This window comes from Serratia nevei, from assembly GCF_024160145.1.
Lineage (GTDB): Bacteria > Pseudomonadota > Gammaproteobacteria > Enterobacterales > Enterobacteriaceae > Serratia > Serratia nevei_A.
Map to the genome: position 1 here is coordinate 106,984 of NZ_JAMYWQ010000012.1, position 26,292 is coordinate 133,275.

General features: G+C 60.1%; 20 protein-coding genes. 3 read left to right on the forward strand and 17 right to left on the reverse strand.

Annotated features, from left to right (window positions below; all coding sequences use genetic code 11):
• Nucleotides 1-4: 4 nt before the first annotated feature.
• From kefC to pvcA, 8 genes are all read right to left on the reverse strand, one after another.
• Nucleotides 5-1,858, reverse strand: a complete 1,854-nt coding sequence (gene kefC, locus M6G53_RS11125) for a glutathione-regulated potassium-efflux system protein KefC (RefSeq protein ID WP_253331290.1) — start codon at nt 1,856-1,858, stop codon at nt 5-7.
• Nucleotides 1,851-2,408, reverse strand: coding sequence for a glutathione-regulated potassium-efflux system oxidoreductase KefF (gene kefF, locus M6G53_RS11130; RefSeq protein WP_253331293.1), 558 nt, complete (start codon nt 2,406-2,408; stop codon nt 1,851-1,853). The genes kefC and kefF overlap by 8 nt, the downstream gene beginning before the upstream one ends.
• Nucleotides 2,409-2,578: 170 nt before the next feature.
• Complete coding sequence (gene carB / locus M6G53_RS11135; protein ID WP_033649161.1) at nt 2,579-5,803, reverse strand: carbamoyl-phosphate synthase large subunit; 3,225 nt, start codon at nt 5,801-5,803, stop codon at nt 2,579-2,581.
• Nucleotides 5,804-5,819: 16 nt separating this feature from the next.
• On the reverse strand, nt 5,820-6,968 hold the full coding sequence (gene carA, locus M6G53_RS11140; protein ID WP_301286185.1) for a glutamine-hydrolyzing carbamoyl-phosphate synthase small subunit: 1,149 nt from the start codon (nt 6,966-6,968) through the stop codon (nt 5,820-5,822).
• A gap of 470 nt (nt 6,969-7,438) precedes the next feature.
• Complete coding sequence (dapB, locus tag M6G53_RS11145) at nt 7,439-8,260, reverse strand: 4-hydroxy-tetrahydrodipicolinate reductase (protein WP_253331297.1); 822 nt, start codon at nt 8,258-8,260, stop codon at nt 7,439-7,441.
• 263 nt (nt 8,261-8,523) lie between these two features.
• Nucleotides 8,524-9,783 (reverse strand): glycosyltransferase, encoded by a 1,260-nt coding sequence (locus tag M6G53_RS11150; protein ID WP_253331324.1) that lies wholly within the window; start codon nt 9,781-9,783, stop codon nt 8,524-8,526.
• Between the two features lie 24 nt (nt 9,784-9,807).
• Nucleotides 9,808-10,671, reverse strand: a complete 864-nt coding sequence (locus M6G53_RS11155) for a TauD/TfdA dioxygenase family protein (protein ID WP_253331299.1) — start codon at nt 10,669-10,671, stop codon at nt 9,808-9,810.
• Nucleotides 10,672-10,767: 96 nt separating this feature from the next.
• Nucleotides 10,768-11,733 (reverse strand): L-tyrosine isonitrile synthase, encoded by a 966-nt coding sequence (gene pvcA, locus M6G53_RS11160; protein WP_253331301.1) that lies wholly within the window; start codon nt 11,731-11,733, stop codon nt 10,768-10,770.
• 212 nt (nt 11,734-11,945) lie between these two features.
• On the opposite strand from pvcA, the gene M6G53_RS11165 reads away from it, so the two are divergent.
• On the forward strand, nt 11,946-12,851 hold the full coding sequence (locus M6G53_RS11165) for a LysR family transcriptional regulator (RefSeq protein ID WP_253331326.1): 906 nt from the start codon (nt 11,946-11,948) through the stop codon (nt 12,849-12,851).
• 275 nt (nt 12,852-13,126) lie between these two features.
• Here M6G53_RS11165 and ispH read toward each other — a convergent pair whose 3' ends face one another.
• From ispH to ribF, 5 genes are read right to left on the reverse strand one after another with little or no spacing between them, the layout of a single operon-like run.
• Entirely contained in the window at nt 13,127-14,080 is a 954-nt protein-coding gene (ispH, locus tag M6G53_RS11170; RefSeq protein ID WP_253331303.1) for a 4-hydroxy-3-methylbut-2-enyl diphosphate reductase, read from the reverse strand.
• Entirely contained in the window at nt 14,061-14,531 is a 471-nt protein-coding gene (fkpB, locus tag M6G53_RS11175) for an FKBP-type peptidyl-prolyl cis-trans isomerase (protein ID WP_049272801.1), read from the reverse strand. The genes ispH and fkpB overlap by 20 nt, the downstream gene beginning before the upstream one ends.
• 1 nt (nt 14,532) lies before the next feature.
• Nucleotides 14,533-15,042 (reverse strand): signal peptidase II, encoded by a 510-nt coding sequence (gene lspA, locus M6G53_RS11180; protein ID WP_049198169.1) that lies wholly within the window; start codon nt 15,040-15,042, stop codon nt 14,533-14,535.
• Nucleotides 15,043-15,055: 13 nt separating this feature from the next.
• A complete protein-coding gene (gene ileS / locus M6G53_RS11185) occupies nt 15,056-17,872 on the reverse strand; it encodes an isoleucine--tRNA ligase (RefSeq protein ID WP_253331305.1) in 2,817 nt (938 codons plus the stop codon).
• 32 nt (nt 17,873-17,904) lie between these two features.
• Nucleotides 17,905-18,843 carry a bifunctional riboflavin kinase/FAD synthetase gene (gene ribF, locus M6G53_RS11190; protein WP_253331312.1) on the reverse strand — a complete coding sequence of 313 codons (939 nt, stop codon included), beginning with the start codon at nt 18,841-18,843 and terminating at the stop codon, nt 17,905-17,907.
• A gap of 390 nt (nt 18,844-19,233) precedes the next feature.
• Between ribF and rpsT the strand changes: the two genes are divergently transcribed.
• Nucleotides 19,234-19,497: a 30S ribosomal protein S20 gene (gene rpsT / locus M6G53_RS11195; protein WP_004932960.1), complete on the forward strand. Its 264-nt coding sequence runs from the start codon at nt 19,234-19,236 to the stop codon at nt 19,495-19,497.
• Nucleotides 19,498-19,568: 71 nt separating this feature from the next.
• Here the strand turns inward: rpsT and nhaR are convergent, their stop codons facing one another.
• The 4 genes from nhaR to dnaK all read right to left on the reverse strand — a co-directional run bounded on the left by nhaR (nt 19,569) and on the right by dnaK (nt 25,206).
• Nucleotides 19,569-20,468 carry a transcriptional activator NhaR gene (gene nhaR / locus M6G53_RS11200; RefSeq protein ID WP_004932962.1) on the reverse strand — a complete coding sequence of 300 codons (900 nt, stop codon included), beginning with the start codon at nt 20,466-20,468 and terminating at the stop codon, nt 19,569-19,571.
• Nucleotides 20,469-20,660: 192 nt separating this feature from the next.
• The gene (nhaA, locus tag M6G53_RS11205) at nt 20,661-21,827 is read right to left on the reverse strand and encodes a Na+/H+ antiporter NhaA (RefSeq protein WP_253331314.1); all 1,167 of its coding nucleotides are present in this window, start codon (nt 21,825-21,827) and stop codon (nt 20,661-20,663) included.
• A 234-nt stretch (nt 21,828-22,061) separates the two neighbouring features.
• Nucleotides 22,062-23,186, reverse strand: a complete 1,125-nt coding sequence (gene dnaJ / locus M6G53_RS11210) for a molecular chaperone DnaJ (RefSeq protein ID WP_004932969.1) — start codon at nt 23,184-23,186, stop codon at nt 22,062-22,064.
• A 106-nt stretch (nt 23,187-23,292) separates the two neighbouring features.
• A complete protein-coding gene (dnaK, locus tag M6G53_RS11215) occupies nt 23,293-25,206 on the reverse strand; it encodes a molecular chaperone DnaK (RefSeq protein WP_004932972.1) in 1,914 nt (637 codons plus the stop codon).
• Between the two features lie 324 nt (nt 25,207-25,530).
• On the opposite strand from dnaK, the gene satP reads away from it, so the two are divergent.
• Nucleotides 25,531-26,130: an acetate uptake transporter gene (gene satP, locus M6G53_RS11220; protein WP_253331316.1), complete on the forward strand. Its 600-nt coding sequence runs from the start codon at nt 25,531-25,533 to the stop codon at nt 26,128-26,130.
• Nucleotides 26,131-26,292: the final 162 nt, after the last annotated feature.

Genomic DNA, 26,292 nt, shown 5'->3' on the forward strand with positions numbered 1-26,292 from the left:
ACTCTTATCCTTTGGCTTCCACCACTTCGTCCTCCGGCGCCTTGCCGTCGATACTGCCGCGCCAGCCGGTCTGCTGCACCCGCGCCAGCCGATTCTGATCCTGCTCGATGGCCGCGCTGAGCATCTCCTTGGCCCGCTGCAGGCTGGCGATGCGGAACTCGGTGTCCTGATAATTCTCCAGCGTGTCTTCCAGCATCTTCAGGTTATAGCGGCGGAACGTGTCCGCTTTCTCGCGCGCCTCATAGGCGTCCAGCCCCAGCAGCTCCAGCGTTTCACGGCCGATGCGCAGCGAGCTTTCAAAGGTTTCGCGCTCCGGTTTTTCCACTCCCAGCTGCCGCAGCTGATACCAGTGATCGACGTCGCGCGCGCGCGCTACCACCTTCAGATGCGGGAAGTGCTGCCTGGCCAGCTCGGTTAACGCCAGGCTGTCTTCCACGTCGTCGATGGCGTTGATCAGCACCTTGGCGTGGGCGGCGCCGGCGGCCTCCAGCAAATCGGCCCGCGTGGCGTCGCCGTAAAACACCTTGGTGTCGAATTTGCGCAGCGTCTCGATATGGTCCGGATCGTGATCCAGTACCACGGTGTGTACGCCGTTGGCCAACAGCAAGCGGCCGGCGATCTGGCCGAAACGGCCGAAGCCGGCGATGATCACGCTGGCATTTTCGTCGTCGATGACGTCAGCCGGGCGCTCCTCTTTCGGCGCATTTTTCTCCCGCTGCGCGGCGATCACCAGCAGCAGCGGCGTGGCCGCCATCGACAGCGCCACCGCCAGCGTCAGCGACTTGGCCCATTCGACCGGCAGTACGCCGGCCAGCTGCGCGGCGCTGAAGATCACGAAGGCGAACTCACTGCCCTGGCCCAACAGAATGGCGAACAGGCCGCGCTGGCGCTTCGGCACGCCGAGCAGCGGCCCAATCAGCCACAGCAGCGCCGCCTTGATTAGCATAAAGCCCAGCAGCAGCGAGGCGATCAGCAGCGGGTGATGGAACAGCGTGCCGAAGTCGATCGACATGCCGACGCCAATAAAGAACAGCCCCAACAGCAGCCCCTTGAACGGCTGAATATCGCTCTCCAGCGCATGGCGATATTCCGAGCTTGCCAGCAGCACCCCGGCGAGGAACGCCCCCATCGCCATCGACAGCCCGGCCATCTCCAGCAGGATGCCGAAACCGAACACCAGGAACAGCGCCACGGCGCTGAACACCTCGCGCATGCCCGAACGGGCCACGAAGTGCAGCAGCGGGCGGGTGACATAGCGGCCGAGCAACACCACCATCGTCAACGCGCCCACCACCTTGGCCGCCGACAGCACGAAAGCGCCCAGCGTGGTGGTGGCACCGCTGCTGGCCAGTAGCGGGATCATCGCCACCAGCGGGATCGCCGCAATATCCTGGAACAGCAGCACCGCAAATGCGCTGCGGCCGATCGGCGACGGCGTCAGGTTGCGTTCGCCCATCGCCTGCATGGCGATGGCGGTGGATGAAAGCGCCAGCGTCAGGCCGATCAGCAGCGCCACCTTCCAGTTGAGGCCGAGGAAGTAACAGAAGGCGCTCAGCGCCAGGCCGCAGCCCACCATCTGAATGCTGCCGCCGCCGAACACCGAGGCGCGCAACGTCCACAGCCGCTTGGGATCAAGCTCCAGGCCGATGATAAACAGCATCAGCACCACGCCGATCTCGGCGAAGGTCAGGATAGACTCGGCGTCCGACACCAGCTTCAACCCCCAGGGGCCGATGATGCAGCCGGCGATCAGGTAGCCGAGCACCGAGCCCAGCCCCAACCGCACCGCGATGGGCACGAACAGCGCCGCCGAACCGAGGTAGATAAGCCCCTCGATCATCATGTGGTGATTATCCATGGCTGGCCTCCCGGGTTTCCGCTTCGGCATGCTCCATCAGGTAGTTGACCAACCGCTGCCGGTAGGCTTCGCCGGCGGCGAGCAACGCCGGCTCGTTGCAGGTAAAGGTATTGTGCACGGCGAAATAGGGTTGCCAGTTCATGCCGCAATAAATCGCCGTGGCCTGCAGCGGCTGCGCCAGCGCGGCGAAGTTGGGAAAGTCGCCCAGTTCGAAATGGTGCTTGTCGCCGCCGCTGGTCACCGCCCACAGGCAGTCTTTACCCACCAGCGCGTTGCCGTCGTGGCCGTAGGCCCAGCCGTGCTCCAGCACTTTGTCGATCCACAGCTTCAACAGCGGCGGGAAGCTGTACCACTGCATCGGATGCTGCAGCACCACCAGGTCGGCGCGCTCCAGCGCCCGCTGTTCGGCGTTGATGTCGATATTGAAATCAGGGTACAGCTCATACAGCGAGCGCACCTCTACCTCAGGGAGATCCCTCACCGCCTGCAGCAGGCGCTGATTGGCATGCGAATGCCGGGGATACGGGTGAGCATAAATTATCAGAATCATTGTTATCGTCGTTCCTTCGTTCCTTGCCAATACACCAAGCATATACCAATCACACAGGGTGACAGTTTGCCCACTGATTGATAGCGGAAATTTTTAACACCGGCCGACAAATTCGCTGAATAAAAAAGGGCGCTGCATTGCAGCGCCCCTGGCGTAGCGTTATCGCGCGGTTACTTGCCGATGCGCGCGTGCATCTCCTGCACCGACGTCACCTGCTCGGTCGGATCCGCTTTCAGCGCCATCGCGGTGGCGAAGCCGCCGTTCAGCGTGGTGTCGTAATGCACCTTGTACTGCAGGGCGCTGCGGCGAATCAACTTGGAGTCCTCAATTGCCTGACGGCCGGCCGTGGTGTTGACGATGTAGGTGTACTCGCCGTTCTTGATACGGTCCTGAATGTGCGGACGCCCTTCGTGCACCTTGTTGACCAGGCGCGGGTTGATGCCCGCTTCGCCCAGCACCACCGCCGTGCCGTGGGTGGCGTCCAGTTCGAAGCCCTGTTTCAGCAGGCTGGCGGCCAAATCGACCACGCGGGCTTTATCGCCTTCGCGCACCGACAGCAGCGCGCGGCCCTGCTTCTTCATGCCCGAGTTGCTGCCCAGCATCGCTTTGGAGAAGGCTTCCGCAAAGGTGCGGCCCACGCCCATCACTTCCCCGGTAGAGCGCATTTCCGGCCCCAGAATCGGGTCGACGCCCGGGAATTTGTTGAACGGCAGCACCACTTCTTTCACCGAGTAGTACGGCGGGATAATTTCTTCTGTCACGCCCTGCTCAACCAGCGTTTTGCCCGCCATCACGCGCGCGGCCACTTTGGCCAGCGGCACGCCGGTCGCTTTGGAGACGAACGGCACGGTACGCGCGGCGCGCGGGTTCACTTCAATCAGGTAGACTTCGTTGTCTTTCACCGCGAACTGCACGTTCATCAGGCCGCGTACCTGCAGCTCGAACGCCAGTTTTTCCACCTGGCGACGCATCACGTCCTGAATTTCCTGGCTCAGGGTATACGCCGGCAGCGAACACGCGGAGTCGCCGGAGTGCACGCCCGCCTGCTCGATGTGCTCCATGATGCCGCCAATCAGCACGCGCTCGCCGTCGCAGATCGCGTCGACGTCCACTTCCACCGCGTCGTCCAGGAAGCGGTCCAGCAGCACCGGCGCATCGTTGGACACGCTGACCGCGGTCTGGAAGTAGCGGCGCAGGTCGGTTTCGTCATAGACGATTTCCATCGCCCGGCCGCCCAGCACGTAGGAAGGGCGCACCACCAGCGGATAGCCGATGCCCGCCGCCTTCTCCACCGCCTGCTCGATGGCGGTAACGGTGGCGTTGGCCGGCTGCTTCAGGCCCAGGCGGTTAACCGCCTGCTGGAAACGCTCGCGGTCTTCGGCGCGGTCGATGGCGTCCGGGCTGGTGCCGATGATCGGCACGCCAGCGGCTTCCAGCTCGCGCGCCAGCTTCAGCGGGGTCTGGCCGCCGTACTGCACGATCACGCCCTTCGGCTTCTCGATGCGCACGATTTCCAGCACGTCTTCCAGCGTCACCGGCTCGAAGTACAGGCGATCGGAGGTATCGTAGTCGGTGGAGACGGTTTCCGGGTTACAGTTGACCATGATGGTCTCGTAGCCGTCTTCGCGCAGCGCCAGCGAGGCGTGCACGCAGCAGTAGTCGAACTCGATGCCCTGGCCGATACGGTTCGGCCCGCCGCCCAGCACCATCACTTTCGGCCGGTCGTTGGTCGGGTTGGACTCGCACTCTTCTTCATAGGTGGAGTACATGTAGGCGGTGTCGGTGGCGAATTCCGCCGCGCAGGTATCCACGCGCTTGTACACCGGATGCAGGCCGTGGCTGTGGCGCAGCTTGCGAATTTCGCTCTCGGCGACGCCGGCCAGCTTGGCCAGACGCGCATCGGCGAAGCCCTTGCGTTTCAGGGTGCGCAGGAACGCTTTGTTCAGGCCGTTGATGCCCGCGTCGGCCACCTGCTCCTCCAGGCGCACCAGCTCTTCAATCTGCACCAGGAACCAGCGGTCGACGTTGGTCAGGTTGAAGACGCCGTCAACCGACAAACCGGCGCGGAAGGCGTCGGCAATGTACCAGATGCGGTCAGAACCGGCGTCTTTCAGCTCGCGGCGGATCTTGGTCAGCGCTTCCGGATCGTCCAGGCTCACTTTCGGGTCGAAGCCGGTGGCGCCCACTTCCAGGCCGCGCAGCGCTTTTTGCAGCGACTCCTGCTGGGTGCGGCCGATGGCCATCACTTCGCCGACCGACTTCATCTGGGTGGTCAGGCGATCGTTGGCGCCGGCGAACTTCTCGAAGTTGAAGCGCGGGATCTTGGTCACGACGTAGTCGATGGACGGTTCGAACGATGCCGGGGTGCGGCCGCCGGTGATGTCGTTCATCAGCTCATCGAGGGTGTAGCCCACCGCCAGCTTGGCGGCGATCTTGGCGATAGGGAAGCCGGTGGCTTTCGACGCCAGCGCCGAAGAGCGCGACACGCGCGGGTTCATTTCGATAACGATCAGGCGGCCGGTTTTCGGGTTGACCGAGAACTGCACGTTGGAGCCGCCGGTTTCGACGCCGATCTCACGCAGCACCGCCATCGAGGCGTTGCGCATGATTTGGTATTCCTTGTCGGTCAGGGTCTGCGCCGGTGCGACGGTGATCGAATCGCCGGTGTGGATGCCCATGGCGTCGAAGTTTTCGATCGAGCAGACGATGATGCAGTTGTCGTTCTTATCGCGCACCACCTCCATCTCGTACTCTTTCCAACCGATCAGCGACTCATCGATCAGCAGCTCGTTGGTCGGCGACAGGTCCAGACCGCGTTCGCAGATCTCTTCGAACTCTTCGCGGTTGTAGGCGATGCCGCCGCCGGTGCCGCCCATGGTAAAGGAAGGGCGGATGATGCACGGGAAGCCGACGTCAGCGGCGACCGCCAGCGCTTCTTCCATGGTGTGCGCGATGCCGGAACGCGCAGTATCCAGACCGATTTTCTTCATCGCCACGTCGAAACGGCGACGGTCTTCGGCCTTGTCGATTGCATCGGCGGTGGCGCCGATCATGGTGACGCCGAACTCGGCCAGCACGCCCTGACGCTCCAGCTCCAGCGCGCAGTTCAGCGCCGTCTGGCCGCCCATGGTCGGCAATACCGCGTCCGGGCGCTCTTTTTCGATGATCTTGCGCACCACTTCCCAGTGGATCGGCTCGATGTAGGTTGCGTCGGCCATCTCCGGGTCGGTCATGATGGTCGCCGGGTTGGAGTTCACCAGAATGACGCGGTAACCCTCTTCGCGCAGCGCTTTACACGCCTGGGCACCCGAGTAGTCGAACTCACACGCCTGGCCGATAACGATCGGGCCAGCGCCGAGGATCAGGATGCTTTTTATGTCGGTACGTTTTGGCATTTTTTACTGCTCCTGATTATTTGGCGTTAGTACGGTAAGTCTCAATCAGTTCGATAAAGTGATCGAACAGCGGCGCGGCATCGTGCGGGCCAGGGCTGGCTTCCGGGTGGCCCTGGAAGCTGAACGCCGCTTTGTCGGTGCGGTGAATGCCCTGCACCGTGTGGTCGAACAGCGATTTGTGCGTGACGCGCAGGTTCGCCGGCAGGTGATTTTCATCGACGGCGAAGCCGTGGTTCTGCGCGGTGATCATCACGGTGTCGTTGTCCAGATCCTTCACCGGGTGGTTGCCGCCGTGGTGGCCGAGCTTCATCTTCATGGTTTTCGCCCCGCTGGCCAGCGCCAGCAGCTGGTGGCCCAGGCAGATGCCGAACACCGGAATGTCGGTTTCCAGGAACTGTTTGATGGCGGCGATGGCGTAGTCGCACGGCTCCGGGTCGCCCGGGCCGTTGGACAGGAAGATGCCGTCCGGAGCCATTTTCAGCACCTCGTCGGCCGGGGTCTGCGCCGGCACCACGGTCAGGCGGCAGCCGCGATCCACCAGCATGCGCAAGATGTTGCGCTTGGCGCCGTAATCGTAAGCTACCACGTGGAACGGCAGTTCCGCGGCGGTTTTGGCTTCAGGCAGCTCGCCTTCAAGCGTCCAGCTGCCTTGCTGCCAGCTGTAAGCTTCCTGGGTGGTGACCTCTTTCGCCAGATCCATGCCCTTCAACCCCGGGAAACCTTGCGCCTTGGCCAGGGCCAGCGCGGCGTCCGGTGAATCGGCGGCGATGATGCAGCCGTTCTGGGCGCCCTTCTCACGCAGCAGGCGGGTCAATTTGCGGGTATCGATATCGGCGATCGCCACGATGTTGTGACGCTTGAGGTAGTCGGACAGGCTTTCTTCGTTGCGGTAGTTGCTGGCGATCAGCGGGAGGTCACGAATCACGAGGCCTTGGGCGTGTACTGCGGAGGATTCTTCGTCGGAAGCATTGGTGCCGACATTGCCGATATGAGGATAAGTAAGAGTAACGATCTGGCGGGAATAGGAAGGATCAGTGAGGATTTCTTGATAACCGGTCATCGACGTATTGAAGACCACTTCCCCCACTGCCGTTCCCTCTGCCCCGATGGCCCGACCGTGGAATTGGGTTCCGTCTTCCAGAACCAATAGCGCTGACTTTATCAAAACATCCTCCGAGGAATAATCAATCACAATATTTGCATATTAATTCAGATATCGCGATCTAAATCAATGCAAAAACCGTCCGCGAGGCCAATTTTTGGCAAATTGGGCGCATTTTAATGATGAGTGCCCGGCTTGTCTAGCCAAACTGCCATTTTTTGTTTTATTTTTGCAGTTCTCAGCGCTGATGCGGCTTGAGCGGCGATAAAAACACAGAAAACCGGGGCTGGAAAACGGTTGCGAGGCTGGATGACGAAAAATGGCGCCAGAATGGGCTCCAAAAGACGCTGAGATGGGATCTGGTGGATAAAAATGGGATGATTAGCAAGGTAAACATCAATAAATAACAATCAATGAAATAAAATCACACCAACCATTCATTTTTCATGTTAAAAAAAAGGACAATAAAATTATTGTCCGATTATCATAGCATTATGATCAATACAACCACATCACGATGGTATACAAATCAATTATAGTTGGTCCAAATTCAACACGTCACGCATATCAAACAGACCTTTATCCCGGTGATGCAACCAGGTAGCCGCGCGCACCGCGCCGCTGGCAAAAGTCATGCGGCTGGAGGCTTTATGGGTGATCTCCACCCGTTCACCGATGTCGGCGAACATGGCGGTGTGCTCACCGACGATGTCGCCGGCGCGAATGGTGGCAAAGCCGATGCTTTTCGGATCGCGTTCGCCGGTATGGCCTTCGCGCGCATAGACCGCGCAGCTTTTCAGATCGCGCCCCAGCGCGCCGGCGATCGCTTCGCCCATGGCCAGCGCCGTGCCCGACGGCGCATCCACTTTGTGGCGGTGGTGCGCCTCAACGATTTCGATATCGGTATAGTCGCCCATCACCTGCGCGGCCTTCTCCAGCAGTTTCAGCACCAGGTTGACGCCGACGCTGAAGTTGGCGGCGAACACGATGCCGATATGCCGCGCCGCATCGCGGATCGCCTGCTTGCCGGCGTCATCGAAGCCGGTGGTACCGATCACCATCGCCTTGTGATGCGCCACGCAAAAATCCAGGTAGCCCCGGGTGCTTTCCGGGCGAGTGAAGTCGATCAGAATGTCGAACTCGCTCGCCACCTTCTCCAGGCTGTCGCTTACCTTGACGCCCAGCGCGCCGATGCCCGCCAGCTCGCCGGCGTCGACGCCGACCAGGCTGGAGCCCGGGCGCGACAGCGCCGCCCCCAACACCACGCCTTCCGCCTGCTGCACCGCCTGGATCAATTGACGGCCCATCCGGCCGCCGGCGCCCGCAATCGCAATGCGGATTTGTGAATCACTCATGCTTGCTCTCTTCTTGATTTGACGCCTATCCCATTAGGCTATCGATTCAGGGTAACCGCCCCGCTTCAGCGTCGCCAGAGGATTCATTTCATAATTAGAAAATTATGATATTCCCCCGTTCTCATCAGCAGCGCTGTCGTGAGATTAACATTCAACCGATTTGGCGGCCTGCGACGATTGTACATAATCATGCAGTTTTCATGGCAAAAAAATGCAGAAAAAAGGCGCCAAAAACGGCGCCTGGAGAAGTGAGAACGGCGAGGTCAGGCGGTAATGGCCGCCACTTCGTTGGCGATCGCCGTCAGCGCATCGTGGCGGGCATAGTCCTCACGCACCAGCGCCGCGCGTTGCCGATAGATCGGCTGTTGCAGAATGCGCGTCGCCGCCGCCAGGATCTGTTCGGCGCTCGGCGTGCTGGTGTGCAGGCTGACGCCGCAGCCGGCGGCCACCACGCGCGCGGCCGCCTCCAGCTTGTCCTCGCCGGTACCGGCGACGATCAGCGGCACGCCGCTGCCCAGCGCAGCGTTGATCGAGCCGTAACCGCCGTTGGTGATCAGCAGCGCCGTCTCCGGCAGCCAGCGTTCGAAGGAGATAAACTCGCGCACTCTGGCATTGTCCGGCAGCGCCTCCATCAGCCCTTCCGTCGGCCGCCCGCCGGTGGTGGCCAGCACCCGCACCGGCAGATGCGCCAGCGCCTGCAGCGTCGGCACGATCAGCTGATGCAGATCGACATTGGCCAGCGTGCCCTGCGTCACAACCACCAGCGGCCGACGATCGTCCACCGCCCACAGCGTCTCTTCCGCCGCCGGCTGGCCGCCGCTGCGCAGCGGGCCGACGAAGCGCACGCCGCTCGGCAGATCGTCACGCTCATATTCCAGCGCCGTGGTAGCCAATTGCAGGAAACGCTCGCAGCCGCCGATCAGCGCGTCGGTGAATGGGCGGTCCAGCGCCCGTCCGCCCGCCAGCACCAGCGCCGCATCGAAGCTCTGCTGCACGTCATCGAGCAGCACGCGCGTTTCCTCATCCACCAGCTGCTCGCGGGTCAACGCCTGCGGCAGCAGCGCCGGCGGGATGCGCGGGCCATAAAAAATAGCATCGCGCGAAGAATACGACAGCGGCGTAACGCCGATACCGAACACCGGGGGCCGCTCGGCGGACTGCAACAGCGGCAGCACGCCATAGAAGCAGTTCTCCACCATCAGCAGATCGGTCTGTTCGGCAGCAATGGCCGCACGCAGCTGCCTATCCAGCAGCGGGATCGGCGCGGCGAAGAAATCCTTCAGCGCCAGCGCCATCTGCGCATTGCCCGGCGGCAGCGCGGCGCGCGCCGGAAAGTGCTCTTCCAGGTAGCGATAGTCGAAATCCACCTGCGCGTCGAACGGCACGAAGTTCGCGCCCGCCGCCTCGGCGCGTTCGCGAAACAGCGCGCCGGTCATCACCCGCACCTGATGCCCTTGGGCGATCAGGTGACGCGCGATGGCTAACATCGGGTAGACGTGCCCCGGCGTCGCCACCGCCGCCATCAGTATCCTTGCCATAATGCTCCTTTACGCTTCTGCGTTGGCCGGCTTCAGCGCCAGATTGGCGCACACCGGATTGCTCTGAATATGCACGCGCTGCAAATGGCGCGCAGAACGGGCGGTAAAGCCCTCACGGCCGTGCAACAGCGAGAAGTTGTCCGCCACCACCACGTCGCCCTGTTGCCATTGGTGGGCATAATAGTGACGCGGATCGTACAGGTGCTGCTGCAGAGTGTGATGGAACTGTTCCTGCTGCTGTTCCGGCACGCCGTGATATTCCAGCGCATGCTGGTTGAGGAATTTTTTCCCTTCCGTCGGCGGTTCATTGTAGCGCATGATCAATCCCCTGCCGTTCGGGTGCTGCACCACCAGCGGCGAACAGACTTCTCCGCCGTAATGCACCACCTGCTTGATGCGGTAGGTGATCGAAACCGACAGCCACTGATCCAGCAGGGCTTCGTCCGCATTGGCCAACAGCCGCGTGGTGTCGACGAAGGTGGTGCATCCGCCTTCGTCCTGAGAGGGGGCCGCCACGCAGTGGAACAGTTGGAACTCGGGGATGGTCGGCTTATACATGCCATCCCAATGCAGCGGGACGTAGCTGCTGTCGAAGATATGATCCTTGGCGTCCGGATGCTCCTTCACGTCCAGCACCGCGCCGAACGGCCACATCATGATCTCGCCCCACTGTTCGGCATAGCGAGTAAGGACTTCCGCCTCGCTGAAACCGGAGTCGAATCCGCGCAGCACCAGCAAGTGGTGTTCCTGCGCCAGCGCCCGCAGCGCCGCCACCGGCAGCTCGCCGATCTTTTGCCCCGGATGCAGCGGCGTCAGGATCGCGCCGAACGGGGTATTCGGTTGGATGTGGCAATTAAGCGGTTGGTTGTTCATCGGTGATTCTCCTTGCATCGAATGTGCTGCTCACACGGCAACGTGCCGTCAAAAACGCGCCCGCCAGGATTTCGGGCGCAAAAGCCCGCAGCGGCCTCAGGCCACCTGCGGCTGTTCGATCAGGTAATGGCTCGGCGTGCCGCGGATCTCCACCAGCTCGCCGTCCAGGCTCTGCGCGTCTTTGCGCTTCATCAGCACGAACTGGCCGTTCACGTTGGCCGCCACGCCATGCCACGGCGTCAGCCAGTCGTCTTTGGTCGGCATCATGTGGATGCCCATTTTCAGGCTGTCGACCGGCTGCGGGTGAATCGACAGGCGGATCGCCGCCGGGAAATGCTGGGCCAGCAGGTTACCCCAGGCCCAGCTGCGTTGGATCACGCCGCAGGCGCGCTGCTTGGCGTCCTTCTGCAGCGCGGCGTTGGAACCGCTGTAGCCCGGCAGCTGGCTGTCTTCATACAGGAAGCGCGTAATGGCGCGGTACAGCAAGAGGCCCTGTTCGTCCTGCATCAGCTGCTGTTTGATCGCCTCTTCCGATTCGGCGTAGCCCTCCACCAACAGCCGGCGCAGCAGATCGTAATCATCGGTATGCTCCGCCAGGCCTTTGACGTCGCCGAGGTTGAACACGCTCAGGTGTGTCGCGCCCACTTCATGCAGCAGGCCTTCAATCTCGCGCTGATAGTGGTTGATCGCTTCGTCGCTGACGCGGATCAGATCGCCGAACACGTGACCGTCGGAGCAGATAACGATATGCGCCCCCGGCGGGTAATAGAGTTGAATGCGCTGGCACAGCGAATTGAGGAAGATCAGCGACAGCCGCTCAGCCATATCCGGCACCGCGCCGATCACCTTATTGGTGTTGGGCGACTTGGTCGGAAAGGCCGGCAGCACGAATTCGATGCGTTGCTCGTTTTCAATGAATGCCCGAATGCGCGGCAATTGCACCTGGGTGACCCGCTGCTCTTCTTCGGCAATCGAGGTGGCGTCGCCGGGGAAACGGCGGCGGTATTGCAATAATTCACGTAAAATTTTTAACGCTATTTCATCTTTCTGAACGCTGTCCACAATGAGCTCCTGTTGCGACGTGGCGCGGGCGTATTATTGATAAGCGCAATAAGATTTATCAAAAAGAGAAAAAACCTCTGCGAGATAATAATCAACCCGGCGTTTATATGCTTCAGGCAATATAGAAGAGATGGTGCTATATTATTAGCCCGTATAATTCACAATCTTGGTTAAGTTGTGCTTAACAAACTATGAGCAATATTTTAAAACGCATGGCCATTTTCTCAAAAGTGGTCGATTGCGGCGCATTCAGCATGGCGGCAAAAGAATTGGGCATGACGACCTCCGCCGTCAGCCAACATATTCGCCAGCTGGAGGAACATCTGGGCATTCAATTACTGCTGCGATCGACGCGTTCATTGAGTCTGACCGAAGCCGGGTTGTGTTTTTATGAAGATTGCCTGCTGATGATCCACGCCGCCGAACGAGGCCAACAACGGATCGCCGCACTGCGCGGCGAACTGGTCGGTGAACTGCGCGTCGCCACCTCGACCGAATTCGCCACCCACTACCTGGTGCCGGCGCTGCAAAGCTTCCTCGACGAACATCCGCAGCTCACGCTGCGGCTGGAGATCCACGACGAGAAGATAGACCTGATCGCGCAACGCATCGATCTGGCGATACGCGGCGGCGTATTGGCCGACTCCAGCTACGTTTCGACGCGGCTGGCGCGCTGCCGCGAAGTGTTGTGCGCCTCACCTGCCTACCTGGCGCACCACGGTGTGCCCGATTCGCCGCAGGCGCTGACGCATCACCACTGGGTGACCTTTACGCCGCTTGGCAACCCGCAGTTTGTCCGTCTGATCCATCGCGACGGCGATGAGCACCGCATGCGCATGACCGGACGTTTGTTCACCAACAGCGGCATGGCGATGAAGGAGTTGGCGCTGACCGGCAAGGGCATCATTCGCAATTTCTTCGCCAACGTTGAACGTGAATTGCGCAGCGGCGAGCTGATTGAAATATTGCCCGACTGGCGATTACCGGAAATTAATTGCTATGCCATTATGCCGCGCCGGGAGATCCAGCCATTAAAAGTCCGACGGTTACTGGAGCATATGAAACTCTATTTGCAGGAGAAGGGATTAACCGCCATAGAACATATTCGGCAGGAATAAAATAAGAAACATCTGCAACACCCATTATTGTAATTATTGTAATCACCTTGCCAACGCCAGGCCTTATTTAGATTGCAGACTAATGATACCTTGATTAATGACTTTTCGTCAGCCTATATAATTAATGACACACGCGTTATTTCAAATACTCAGAATCAATTTGACTTTAGTTAGCAGAAAATTTGAATATGCACAGAGTTTTATTTTCAATGCCATGCGAACGCCCAAAAAAACGGGAAGCCTAAGCTCCCCGTTGTCATCTCCGCCAGCGCCTGTCAGTCTATCTGACGAACGTCCACGCGCAGCTCTTTCGGCACTTCAAACACGATGTTCTCTTCACGCCCGCTGATTTCATGTACGTCCACACCGCCCAGCGCTTTCAGGCGAGAAATCACCTCCTGCACCAGCACGTCCGGCGCTGAGGCACCGGCGGTGACGCCGATGTTGCGCGCTTCGCTCAGCCAGCTCTCCTGAATATCCGCCGCCGAATCGATAAGATAGGCCGGTTTGCCGACGCGCTGCGCCAGCTCCGCCAGGCGGTTGGAGTTGGAGGAGTTCTTCGACCCCACCACCAGCACCACGTCCGCATCGCCGGCCAGGTTGCGCACCGCTTCCTGACGGTTGGTGGTGGCGTAGCAGATATCATCCTTGCGCGGCCCGACGATATTCGGGAAACGCTGACGCAAGGCGTCGATTACGTCTGAGGTGTCGTCCACCGACAGCGTGGTCTGCGTCATGAAGCACAGGTTGTTTTCGTCTTTCACCTGCAGCGTCCACACGTCCTCGGGCGATTCGACCAGGTACATGCCGCCCTGCGGGTTGCTGTACTGGCCCATGGTGCCTTCCACCTCCGGATGCCCGGCATGGCCAATCAGGATTGCTTCGGTGCCGCGGCGGCTGGCGCGCGCCACTTCCATATGCACCTTGGTCACCAGCGGACAGGTGGCGTCGAACAGCATGGTCAGATCGCGCGCCTTGGCTTCGGCGCGCACCGCCTGAGAAACGCCGTGCGCCGAGAAGATCAGGATAGACCCGTCCGGCACTTCAGCGATCTCTTCGATAAACACCGCGCCGCGCTCGCGCAGGCTGTCGACCACGTAGCGGTTGTGCACCACTTCATGCCGCACGTAGATCGGCGCGCCATACAGCTCCAGCGCCCGCTCCACGATGCTGATCGCACGATCAACCCCGGCGCAGAAGCCACGCGGGTTAGCCAGCAATATTTGCATGCGTCTCCTCCTGCTGCGGATCGATCTCCAGCACTTCGATGTCGAAGGTCACCGGATGGCCCGCCAGCGGATGGTTGAAATCGACGGTGATCGAATCCTCCGCCACCGCGCGCACCACGCCCGGCATTTCGCTGCCGTCGATGGCGGTAAACAGCATGATGGTGCCCACGTCCGGCACGCCGGTTTCCGCGAAGTCGCGGCGCGAGAAGAACTGGACCAGATCCGGGTTCTCCGCGCCGAACGCCGCTTCCGGCTGCAGGGTAAAGGCGCATTTGTCGCCCGCACGCAGGCCGAGCAGCTGCGCTTCCAGCGGCGCCGACAGGCTGCCGTCACCCAGACGGAACAGCGCCGGTTTGCCGCTGCTGCGGGTGGATTCGGCGGTCGAACCATCTTCCAGTTTCAGCGTAAAGTGAACCAGCACCGCGCTGTCACTGATAACCTGAGCCGTCATATTACTCACCTTTACTCTTTGCGCCTTTGTTCGCCGGCGACAGGAAACCTTCCAGCACGATCATCGCCGCGCCCACGCAGATAAAGCTGTCCGCCAGATTGAAGGTCGGGTAGTGCCAGTCACCGACGTAGAAGTCGATGAAATCGACCACAAAACCGTGCCACAGGCGATCGAACAGATTGCCCAGCGCCCCGCCGATAATGAAGGCGTAGGCGATGTTGTTCAGCTTCTGCTGCGCAGTGCTGCGGTACATCATCACCAGCAGCACCGCAACGATGGCGATGGCGATGCCGGCGAAGAACCAGCGCTGCCAGCCGCCATGGTCGGCCAGGAAGCTGAACGCAGCGCCGTAGTTGCGCGCGTAAAACAGGTTGAACGACGGGATCAACGGCTGGGACTGGCCCAGCGTAAAGTTAGCGAGGATCCACTGCTTGCTGCCGAAATCCAGCGCCAGCACCGCCACCACAACCCACAGCCAACGCAGGCCGGTCGAACAAATTGATTTACTCATCAGGCGCGAGTTCTCAGGCAAAGTTACGCTTCTCGCCGTCACCGGCGACGTTGCTCACACAGCGGCCGCAGATGTCTGCGTGTTCCGCCACCAGGCCGATATCGGTGGTGTAATGCCAGCAGCGCGGGCACTTCTCACCCGGCGCCGTGCTGAAGGCGATCTTCAACCCTTTCAGCAGCTCGGAAGCCTGAGCGTCGGCCGGCGCATCCGCCAGTGGCGCAACGCTTGCCGCAGAGGTCAGCAGCACGAAGCGCAGCTCATCCTGCAGGCTGTTCAGGCGCGCCGCCAGCTCGCTGTCGGCATACAGCGTTACCGCCGCTTCCAGCGAACCACCGAGACGTTTGTCGGCACGCGCCTGCTCCAGCACCTTGTTCACTTCGCCGCGCACTTTCAGCAGCTCCGCCCAGAAGGCGTCGTTCATCGGTTCGCCTTCCGCCAGGCCGAACAGGCCATCGTACCACTCTTCGGTGAACACGTACTGCGCGCGCTTGCCCGGCATGAAGCCCCAGATTTCGTCTGCGGTGAACGACATGATCGGCGCCATCCAGCGCACCAGCGCTTCCACGATGTGATACAGCGCGGTCTGGCAGCTGCGGCGGGCGACGCTGTCGCTCTTCGCGGTGTACTGACGATCCTTGATGATATCCAGGTAGAAGGAGCCCATCTCGACCGAGCAGAACTGCATCAGACGCTGCACCACTTCATGGAAATCGTAGTTGGCGTAAGCCTGTTCGATATCCTGCTGCGCCGCCAGCGCACGGCCGACCGCCCAACGATCCAGCACTACCATATCTTCCGGCGCCACGCAGTCGGTGCTCGGCTCGAACCCGTTCAGGTTGGCCAGCAGGAAGCGCGCGGTGTTGCGGATACGGCGATAAGAGTCGGCGGAACGCTTGAGGATCTCGTCGGAGACCGCGATTTCGCCGGTGTAATCGGTCGACGCCACCCACAGACGCAGAATGTCGCCGCCCAGCTTGTTCATCACGTCCTGCGGGCTGACGGTGTTGCCGATCGACTTGGACATCTTGCGGCCCTGGCCGTCGACGGTGAAGCCGTGGGTCAGCACTTCCTTGTAAGGCGCCTTGCCTTTCATCGCGGTGGAGATCATCAGCGATGACATGAACCAGCCGCGGTGTTGGTCGGAACCTTCCAGATACATGTCGGCGCTGTGGCCCTGGAACTCAGGACGCACGTCGACCACCGAGGCGTGGGTGGAACCGGAATCGAACCACACGTCCAGCGTATCCGGCACTTTCACGTAGTCGGCAGCTTCCGCGCCGAGGATGTCGGCCGCGTCCAGATCCCACCAGGCCTGAATGCCGTCTTGCTCGACGCGCTTGGCCACTTCTTCCATCAGCTCAACGCTGCGCGGGTGCAGCTGCTCGGTTTCTTTGTGCACGAACAGCGACATCGGCACGCCCCAGGTGCGCTGACGCGAGATGCACCAGTCCGGGCGGTTGGCCACCATCATTTCGATGCGCGCCTGGCCCCAGTCCGGGATCCACTGCACGCCTTTGATCTCTTCCAGCGACTGCTGACGCAGGCCTTTCTGATCCATGCTGACGAACCATTGCGGCGTGGCGCGGAAGATGATCGGCGTCTTGTGGCGCCAGCAGCACGGATAGCTGTGCAGGAACTTCTCGACGTGCAGCAGCGCGCCTTTCTCACGCAGCAGGTCGACGATCAGATCGTTGGCCTTGAAGACGAATTTGCCGTCCAGCAGCGGGTAGGTGCCGGTCAGGTAGCAGCCGTTCGGCCCTACCGGGTTGGCTACTTCCAGGCCGTATTTCTGGCCGATCACGAAGTCGTCCGGGCCGTGGCCTGGCGCGGTGTGCACCGCACCGGTACCGGCGTCCAGCGTCACGTGCTCGCCGAGGATCGCCGGCACGTCGAAGTCCATGAACGGGTGTTTGAAGCGCAGCAGTTCCAGATCGGCGCCTTTGCAGCTGCCCAGCACCGTCCATTCGGTGATGCCGGCGCGTTTCATCACGCTTTCCACCAGCTCGGCCGCCAGGATCAGGCACTGGCCATCAACCTGCACCAGCTGATAGGTGAAGTCCGGGTGCAGCGAGATCGCGCGGTTGGCCGGCAGGGTCCACGGGGTGGTGGTCCAGATCACCAGGGAGATGTTGCCGCTGAAGTTGCTCACGCCGAACTTGGCCGCCACGGCAGCCGCGTCGGCCGCATGGAAGCTCACGTCGATCGACGGCGAAGTCTTGTCGTAGTACTCCACTTCCGCTTCCGCCAGCGACGATCCGCAGTCGGTGCACCAGTGAACCGGCTTGGCGCCTTTCAGCAGGTGGCCGTTGCTGATGATCTTGCCCAGCGCGCGGATGATGTTGGCTTCGGTTTTGAAGTCCATGGTCAGGTATGGGCGATCCCAGTCGCCCAGCACGCCCAGGCGGATGAAGTCCTTCTTCTGGCCTTCAACCTGCTCGGCCGCGTACTCGCGGCACTTCTGGCGGAACTCGGCCGCCGTCAGCTTCTCGCCCGGCTTGCCGTACAGCTGCTCAACCTTCAGTTCGATCGGCAGGCCGTGGCAATCCCAACCTGGCACATAAGGCGAGTCGAAGCCGGCCATCCCTTTCGACTTGATGATAATGTCTTTGAGAATCTTGTTAACCGAGTGACCAATGTGAATGCTGCCGTTCGCATACGGAGGGCCGTCATGCAAAATGAAGGTTTTTTTGCCCTTTTTGGCAGTACGAATAATCCCGTACAGATCCTGTTCATACCAACGTTGCAGCATGCCAGGTTCGCGCTTGGCGAGGTCGCCGCGCATCGGGAACCCTGTTTCCGGCAAGTTCAGGGTATTCTTGTAGTCACTCATTAGATTCTCGGTTCCGTTTTCGGCTATAGAGATTAAACCGGTGTCTGTAGCCCGAAGAACTTCCGGGCCGTCACCACATCATTGGCGATTTGCTGCTTCAGGGCATCGAGCGAAGCAAACCGTTGTTCATTGCGCAATTTTGCGCGAAGCACCACCTCAATATGGCGCCCGTAAAGATCCATTGTGACATCCAGCAGATGCACTTCCAGCTGCTGGCGCACGCCGGCGACGGTCGGGCGAGTACCGATATTGGCCACGCCCGGCAGCGGCTGCGGCCCCAGGCCGTACACGTCCACCGCATACACCCCTTTCACCGGCGCCACCAGGCGCTTGAGCGGCAGGTTGGCGGTCGGGAAGCCGATGGTGCGGCCCAGCTCGTCGCCGTGCACCACGCGCCCGGAGATGCTGTACGGGTGGCCCAGCAGGGTCTCCGCCAGCGGCAGATCGTCCTCGCTCAGCGCGGTGCGGATCGCGGTGCTGCTGATTCGCCGCTCGCCTTCGCGGAAGGTCGGGGTGCTGACCACCTCGAAACCGTACTCTTTTCCGGCCTGCTGCAATAGCGGAAAATCGCCCTGGCGCCCGGCGCCAAAGCGAAAATCATCCCCCACCATCAGGAATTTGACGCCCAGTTTTTCCACCAGCAGCTCGGCAACGAACGCCTGCGCGGTGTTGGCGGCAAAACGCGGATCGAACTTGACGCACAGCAGGTAATCGACGCCCGCCTGCGCCAGGTAGTTGGCCTTGTCGCGCAGGCGCGTCAACCGGGCCGGCGCCTTGTCTGCGGCGAACATCTCCAGCGGCTGCGGCTCAAAGATCATGACCATCACCGGCAGCCCGAGGCGTTGCCCTTGTTGCTTCAACTGCTCCAGCAACGCCTGATGACCGCGATGTACGCCGTCAAAGTTGCCGATGGTGAGCACGCAACCATGGTGGCGCGCCCGGATATTGTGAATGCCGCGAATTAGCTCCATAGCTGGCTCAAAACAGTGGAAATCGGCGGATTATACCTTGTACAGCCGGTAAGGTTAACCCGCGATTGGTGCCTTTGTGTAATAGACACACCATACCGGAGATAATCTGCACGTGAAACGGCTTCGCCGCAGTTTATCCGGCGCCGCCGGGCCGATTCTCGACCGCGGCCAACGGCTTGCGTCCGCCGCGGCAAAACATTGGCGAATTTTCTCGCGAAACACTGTATTCCCAAGAGCGAAGCTGGTAAAATCCTGCGCCATCACAACGTAGCGAGTGCCGCCTGTACAAACGGCGCTTATTTGCACAAATCCATTGACAAACGAAGGCTAAAAGGGCATATTCCTCGGCCTTTGAATTGTCCTCAATAGAATATATTTGGGAGTTGGACCTTGGCTAATATCAAATCAGCTAAGAAACGCGCCGTACAGTCTGAGAAACGCCGCAAGCATAACGCAAGCCGTCGCTCAATGGTGCGTACCTTCATCAAGAAGGTAGACGCAGCTATCGCAGCTGGCGACAAAGAAGCAGCACAAAATGCATTCCTGGTAATGCAACCACTGGTGGACCGTCAGGCAGCTAAAGGCCTGATCCACAAAAACAAAGCAGCGCGTCATAAGTCAAACCTGACTGCACGCATCAACGCAATGCAATAAGCATTTCGTTATCTGCTTGATAAAAAAACCGGCCTAGGCCGGTTTTTTTACGCCCTGCGTTCAGTGAACCGCTAGCAGGAAAACAGCGCCGAAAAGTCTTTGTTGCACACGCGCTGCACCGCCGGGTGCTGGATCATGCGCTCGGCGAAGATGATGTAATACTCCTCCTGCACGCTGTCGATGCGCCCAATCTCCACCACGTTGTCATCGTTGTAGGTATCCTGCGCATACAGCGTCGGAGCCACGAAGATCGCATTGTGGTACATGCCGAAAGCCTTCATCAGCGCCGCATCGTCGAATTCGCCCAGGATCTCCACCTGAATGCCCTGCGTATTGAACCAGTTGAGCAGCTTGCGCCCCAGCATCGAACGGCGGCCGGGGATCAGCAGCTTACGCTGCTCCAGGCAGGCCGGGAACGGCAGTTCCGGCGCCGGCTGGCGGCAGAAGAAGCTGATGCCGCACTCGCCCAGCTTCAGCGAGAACAGCCCTTCCTGCTGGCTGGAGTCTACCGGGCAATCCGACAGGATCATATCCAGCTTGTGCTGGCTGAGCTGCTCCAGCAGCATCTCGTGCGTCGATTCAAAGCAGCGCAGGTGGATCTGTTCGTTGTCCACCACCACCGCCGTTTCCAGCACCTGGCTGACCAGCCGTTTCGACAGCGCATCCGCCACGCCGACGTCGAACAACAGGTTGGACTCTTTACGGTAGTTGACGATATCCAGCATTTCCTGGCTGAGCATAAACATCTTGTCGGCATAGCGAAATACCAGCTGCCCAAGCTCCGAAGGCACCAACCCGCGCCCCTGGCGTTTGAACAGCTTGCCGTCCAACCGTTCTTCCAGCGCCTTGATTTGGCCGGTGATGGTCTGCGGCGTCAGAAACAGCGCTTCGGCGGCGCCGACCACGGAACCGGCCTTACAGACCTGCCAGAAATAGTAAAGGTGATTAAAGTTGATATGCGACATCCTCACGAGCGGCTCTCCTTAACAACGTTTCGCAGCGGCAAACGGTGTGCCGTGACGAGCGACAAACTTCCTTTCCCTGCTTCAGACAACGTATAGCCCCATTAGTCCCAACCAAGAACGGTCGAATCTGTACACATTTTATACCGCACAGCTCCGACCAGCCATTTTATTATGTGCCCTTATCGGGCACACGCAGGATTAACGCACGCGCGGCAACGCCAGACGCAGCAATCCGTACCCCGCCACCGCCGCAGCGGTGGAGCCCAACAGGATCCCCAGGCGGGAATAGGTGCTGAGCGCCGCATCCGCATCGCCGAACGCCAGCGAGGCGATGAAAATCGACATGGTGAAACCAATACCACAGAGCACCGAAACGGCAAACACCTGTTTGAAGCCGATGCCCTCAGGCAAGCGGGCGATGCCCATTTTCACCGCCAGCAGGCTGAAGAGGAAAATCCCCAGTGGCTTGCCGATAAACAGGCCAGCCGCAATCCCTACCGGCAGCAACGACGTCAACCCTTCCAGCGATACGCCCTGCAGTGAGACCCCGGCGTTAGCGAAAGCGAACAGCGGCAGGATCATAAACGCCACCCAGGGGTGCAGCTCATGCTCCAGCGTCTCCGACGGCGACGGCCCCTTCTTGACGTTCAGCGGGATCATAAAGCCGACGATCACCCCGGCCAGCGTCGCGTGCACCCCGGACTTGAGGATCGCCACCCACAGCACCAGGCCGACCATCATGTACAGCGAGGTCTTGCCCACGCCACGCCAGTTCATCACCGCCAGCAGCGCCGTCGCCGCCGCCGCCACGCCCAGCGCCACCATCGACACTTCGTGGGTGTAGAACAGCGCGATGATGATAATCACGCCCAGGTCATCGATGATCGCCAACGCCAGCAGGAACACTTTCAGGCTGGTCGGCACGCGGTTGCCCAGCAGCGCCATCACGCCCAGCGCGAAGGCGATGTCGGTCGCGGCCGGGATCGCCCAGCCCTGGCGGGTGACTTCATCCGCGCCGTTGAACAGCAGGTAAATCAGCGCCGGCGCCAGCATGCCGCCCAGCGCGGCGATCGCCGGAAACACCGCCTTGTCGCGCCCGGACAGCGAGCCTTGCATCAGCTCGCGCTTGACCTCGAGCCCCACCACCAGGAAAAAGATAGCCATCAGGCCGTCGTTGATCCACAGCAGCAGCGGCTTGGCGATCTCCAGCGAAGCGATCTTCACCATTACCGGCAGGTTAAGGAATGCCTGATAGACCCCCTGCGCCGGGGTATTGGCCATGATCAGGGCAACGATCGCCGCCGCGATCAGGATGATGCCGCCTGCGGCTTCCTGACGTAAAAATTGACGAATGATGTTGGTCACGATACGTCTCTCCAAATCTGTGCAAGGCCTGGCGCCCTGCCAAAACAGTCATGAAGTGAGTATAGATGGGGTTTTAGCTCGAAAAAATCAGTTTATAAATGCTAAATAACTCGTAAAAACCGATTAAAAGCACGAATAAGTCACATTATTTATAGGGAGTTATCGGGGTAACGCGCAAATAAAACCCCGGGAAAAGCGCCCGGGGTTGATACATAAGCCAACAGAAACAGCAGGTTAGCGAGTCAGGTCATCAAAGAACTTTTTCACCCCGTCGAAGAAGCTCTTCGAACGCGGGCTGTTCTTGTCGCCGGACGGGCCGCCCAGGCTCTCTTCCAACTCACGCAGCAGTTGCTTCTGCTTGTCGTTCAGATTGACCGGGGTTTCCACCACCACGCGGCACAGCAGGTCACCCTGGCTGCCGCCACGCACCGATTTCACGCCCTTGCCACGCATGCGGAACAGCTTGCCGGTTTGGGTCTCCGAAGGCACCTTCAGTTTCACCCGGCCGTCCAGCGTCGGCACTTCAATCTCGCCGCCCAGCGCCGCCATGGCAAAGTTGATCGGCACTTCGCAGTACAGGTTGTTGCCTTCACGCTCGAAGATCGGGTGCGCCTTCACCTGTACCTGAACGTACAGATCGCCCGCCGGTGCGCCGTGCTCGCCGGCTTCACCTTCACCCGCCAGGCGGATGCGGTCGCCGGTATCGACGCCGGCCGGAATTTTCACCGACAGCGTTTTGGATTTCTCTACCCGGCCGTGGCCGTGGCACTTGTTGCACGGATCTTTGATGATCTGACCGCGGCCATGGCAGTGTGGACACGCCTGCTGCACGGTAAAGAAGCCCTGACGCATCTGCACCTGGCCCTGACCGTGACAGGTTGGGCAGGTCACCGGCGAGCTGCCCGGCTTGGCGCCGCTGCCATGGCAGACGTCGCACTCTTCCAGCGTCGGGATGCGGATCTCTTTGGTGACGCCACGTACCGCTTCCTCGAGGGTCAGCTCCATGTTATAGCGCAGATCGGAACCGCGGCTGGCGCGCTGACGGCGGCCCCCGCCGAAGATGTCGCCAAACACGTCGCCAAAGATATCGCTGAAGTCGGCGCCGCCGCCAAAACCGCCGCCGCCCATGCCGCCCTGTTCAAAGGCCGCGTGCCCATACTGGTCGTAGGCCGCGCGTTTCTGGTCGTCGGTCAGCACTTCGTAAGCTTCTTTAACTTCTTTAAACTTGGTTTCGGCGTCTTGTTCCTGGTTGCGGTCAGGATGGTATTTCATCGCCAGGCGTTTGTACGCCTTTTTGATCTCACGTTCATCCGCCGTCTTGCTGACGCCGAGAATCTCGTAATAGTCTTTCTTCGCCATTCTTTCGCTTACCCTTAACATGCGTGCACGGGCGCAGAGTTGCCTCGACGCCCGTGCTGGTTTCCGGGAGCGGCATCTCGGCCGCCCCGTGCCCGCTTAAGGGCGATTATTTTTTGTCTTTAACTTCTTCGAACTCGGCGTCAACCACGTCGTCGTCTTTTTGCGCCGCGTTGTCCGCGCCGGCGTCAGCACCCTGCTGAGCCTGCTGCGCCTGAGCCATTTCCAGCAGTTTGCCGGAAACCTGCACCAGCGCCTGGGTCTTCGCTTCGATCTCGGCTTTATCTTCGCCTTTCACCGCCGCTTCCAGATCTTTCAGCGCCGCTTCGATCGCCGTTTTGTCTTCCGCCGGCAGTTTGTCGCCCGCTTCTTCCAGCTGCTTGCGCGTGCCGTGGATCAGGTGATCCGCCTGATTGCGTGTCTGCACCAGCTCTTCGAACTTGCGGTCGGCTTCAGCGTTCAGCTCGGCGTCGCGCACCATTTTCTGGATTTCGTCTTCGTTCAGGCCAGAAGATGCCTTGATGGTGATCTTCTGCTCACGACCGGTGTTCTTGTCTTTGGCAGACACGTGCAGGATGCCGTCGGCATCGATATCGAAGGTCACTTCGATCTGCGCCATGCCGCGCGGTGCCGCCTGAATGCCGTCCAGGTTGAACTGGCCCAGAGATTTGTTATCGCTGGCACGCTTACGCTCACCCTGCAGCACGTGGATGGTTACCGCAGACTGGTTGTCTTCTGCGGTAGAGAACACCTGGCTGTGCTTGGTCGGGATCGTGGTGTTTTTGGTGATCAGCGGCGTCATCACGCTGCCCATGGTTTCGATACCCAGCGACAGCGGGGTCACGTCCAGCAGCAGAACGTCCTTCACGTCACCGGCCAACACGCCGCCCTGTACCGCAGCACCCACGGCAACCGCTTCGTCCGGGTTCACGTCTTTACGCGGTTCTTTGCCGAAGAAATCTGCAACTTTCTTCTGCACCATTGGCATACGGGTCTGGCCGCCCACCAGGATCACGTCCTGAATGTCGGAAACCGACAGGCCTGCGTCTTTCAACGCTACTTTCAGCGGCTCGATAGAGCGCGCAACCAGATCTTCAACCAGCGACTCGAGTTTGGCGCGAGTCACTTTGATGTTCATGTGTTTTGGACCGGTCGCGTCTGCCGTGATGTATGGCAGGTTAACGTCGGTCTGCTGAGCGGAAGACAGTTCGATCTTCGCTTTCTCGGCAGCTTCTTTCAGACGCTGCATCGCCAGCGGATCGTTGCGCAGATCGATACCCTGATCTTTCTTGAACTCTTCCACCAGGTAGTTGATCAGACGGCTGTCGAAGTCTTCGCCACCCAGGTGGGTGTCACCGTTGGTCGCCAGCACTTCGAAGGTTTTTTCGCCGTCAACGTCGTCGATTTCGATGATGGAGATATCGAAAGTACCGCCGCCCAGGTCATAAACCGCGATGGTACGGTTGCCGACTTCTTTGTCCAGGCCGTAGGCCAGGGCCGCAGCGGTCGGTTCGTTGATGATGCGTTTTACTTCCAGGCCCGCGATGCGGCCGGCGTCTTTGGTCGCCTGACGCTGGGCGTCGTTGAAGTAAGCCGGCACGGTGATAACCGCTTCAGTTACCGGTTCGCCCAGGTAATCTTCCGCCGTTTTCTTCATTTTCTTCAGCACTTCCGCAGAGATCTGCGGCGGAGCCATTTTCTGGCCTTTCACTTCCAGCCAGGCGTCGCCGTTGTCGGCTTCGACGATTTTGTACGGCATGATCGCTTTGTCGCGCTGTGCTTCTTCATCCTGGAAGCGGCGACCGATCAGGCGCTTGATGGCGAACAGGGTGTTTTCAGGGTTGGTCACTGCCTGACGCTTAGCCGGCTGGCCAACCAGAGTTTCACCGTCCTGGGTATATGCGATAATAGAAGGAGTAGTGCGGTCGCCCTCGGCGTTTTCCAGCACGCGTGCCTTGGCACCATCCATAATTGCTACGCAAGAGTTGGTAGTACCCAGGTCGATACCGATAATTTTGCCCATCTAAACGTCTCCACTAAAAAATTCATAATCAGTCAGGTTGCTAACCTATATGCGGGCGATTTCTTGCTTTTCAACTGCCCGATATCTCAGTGCGGCCCGCGGTCAGCAACTGCGGTTGCAAATAAGATGGGGCCATCCAACCCGGCATCAAGGGGCAAGGCGAAAAAAAATTCTTTTTTTATCGTCATTGAGATCATTGTTTCCTGCGGCAGGGATCATTATGATGCGCGCGCTCTGATGGAAAACTTCGATTTTTTGGCCATTCAGACCATTTATTATTTTACTTCGCTGTTTCCGTTAATTTTCTGTTATCGCAGAGGACTTATGCACACCAACAAGTTGGCGAATCCCGGCCCTCTCGGCCTGATGGGCTTCGGGATGACCACCGTCTTGCTGAACCTGCACAACGCGGGCTTTTTCCCACTGAACTCCGCCATCATCAGCATGGGGATTTTCTTCGGTGGCCTGGCCCAGATCCTGGCCGGCCTGCTGGAATACAAGAAGGGTAACACCTTCGGCATGACCGCCTTCACCGCCTACGGCAGTTTCTGGCTGAGCCTGGTCGGCCTGCTGCTGCTGCCGCGCCTGGGCCTGGCTGAAGCCACCGAGGCGCACGTGCTGGGCATCTACCTGGCGCTGTGGGGCGTGTTCACCCTGTTCATGTTCTTCGGCACCCTGGGCGCCAACCGCGTGCTGCAGTTCGTGTTTGCCAGCCTGACGCTGCTGTTCGCCCTGCTCGCCGTCGGTAACATGACCGGCAACCACGCGCTGCTGACCTTCGCCGGCTATGAAGGCATCATCTGTGGCGCCAGCGCCATTTACCTGGCGATGGCCGAAGTGCTCAACGAGCAATACGGCCGCACCGTGCTGCCGATTGGCGAGCCGGCTCCGGCCCGCGTCGCGGCCTCGCCGGTCGCGGCGTAATCGCCCTCCCCTGATGAAAAAGCCCTGCGTCGCAGTAATGCCGTTCACTTAAGCCTCACGTGACTTATAGCTGAATGGATATTTAGGCGGAACATAAAGCACCGAACGATCATATCTTCGGTGCTTTCTTTTTTCCGGCAGAATGAAGGCCTTTACGTTTTC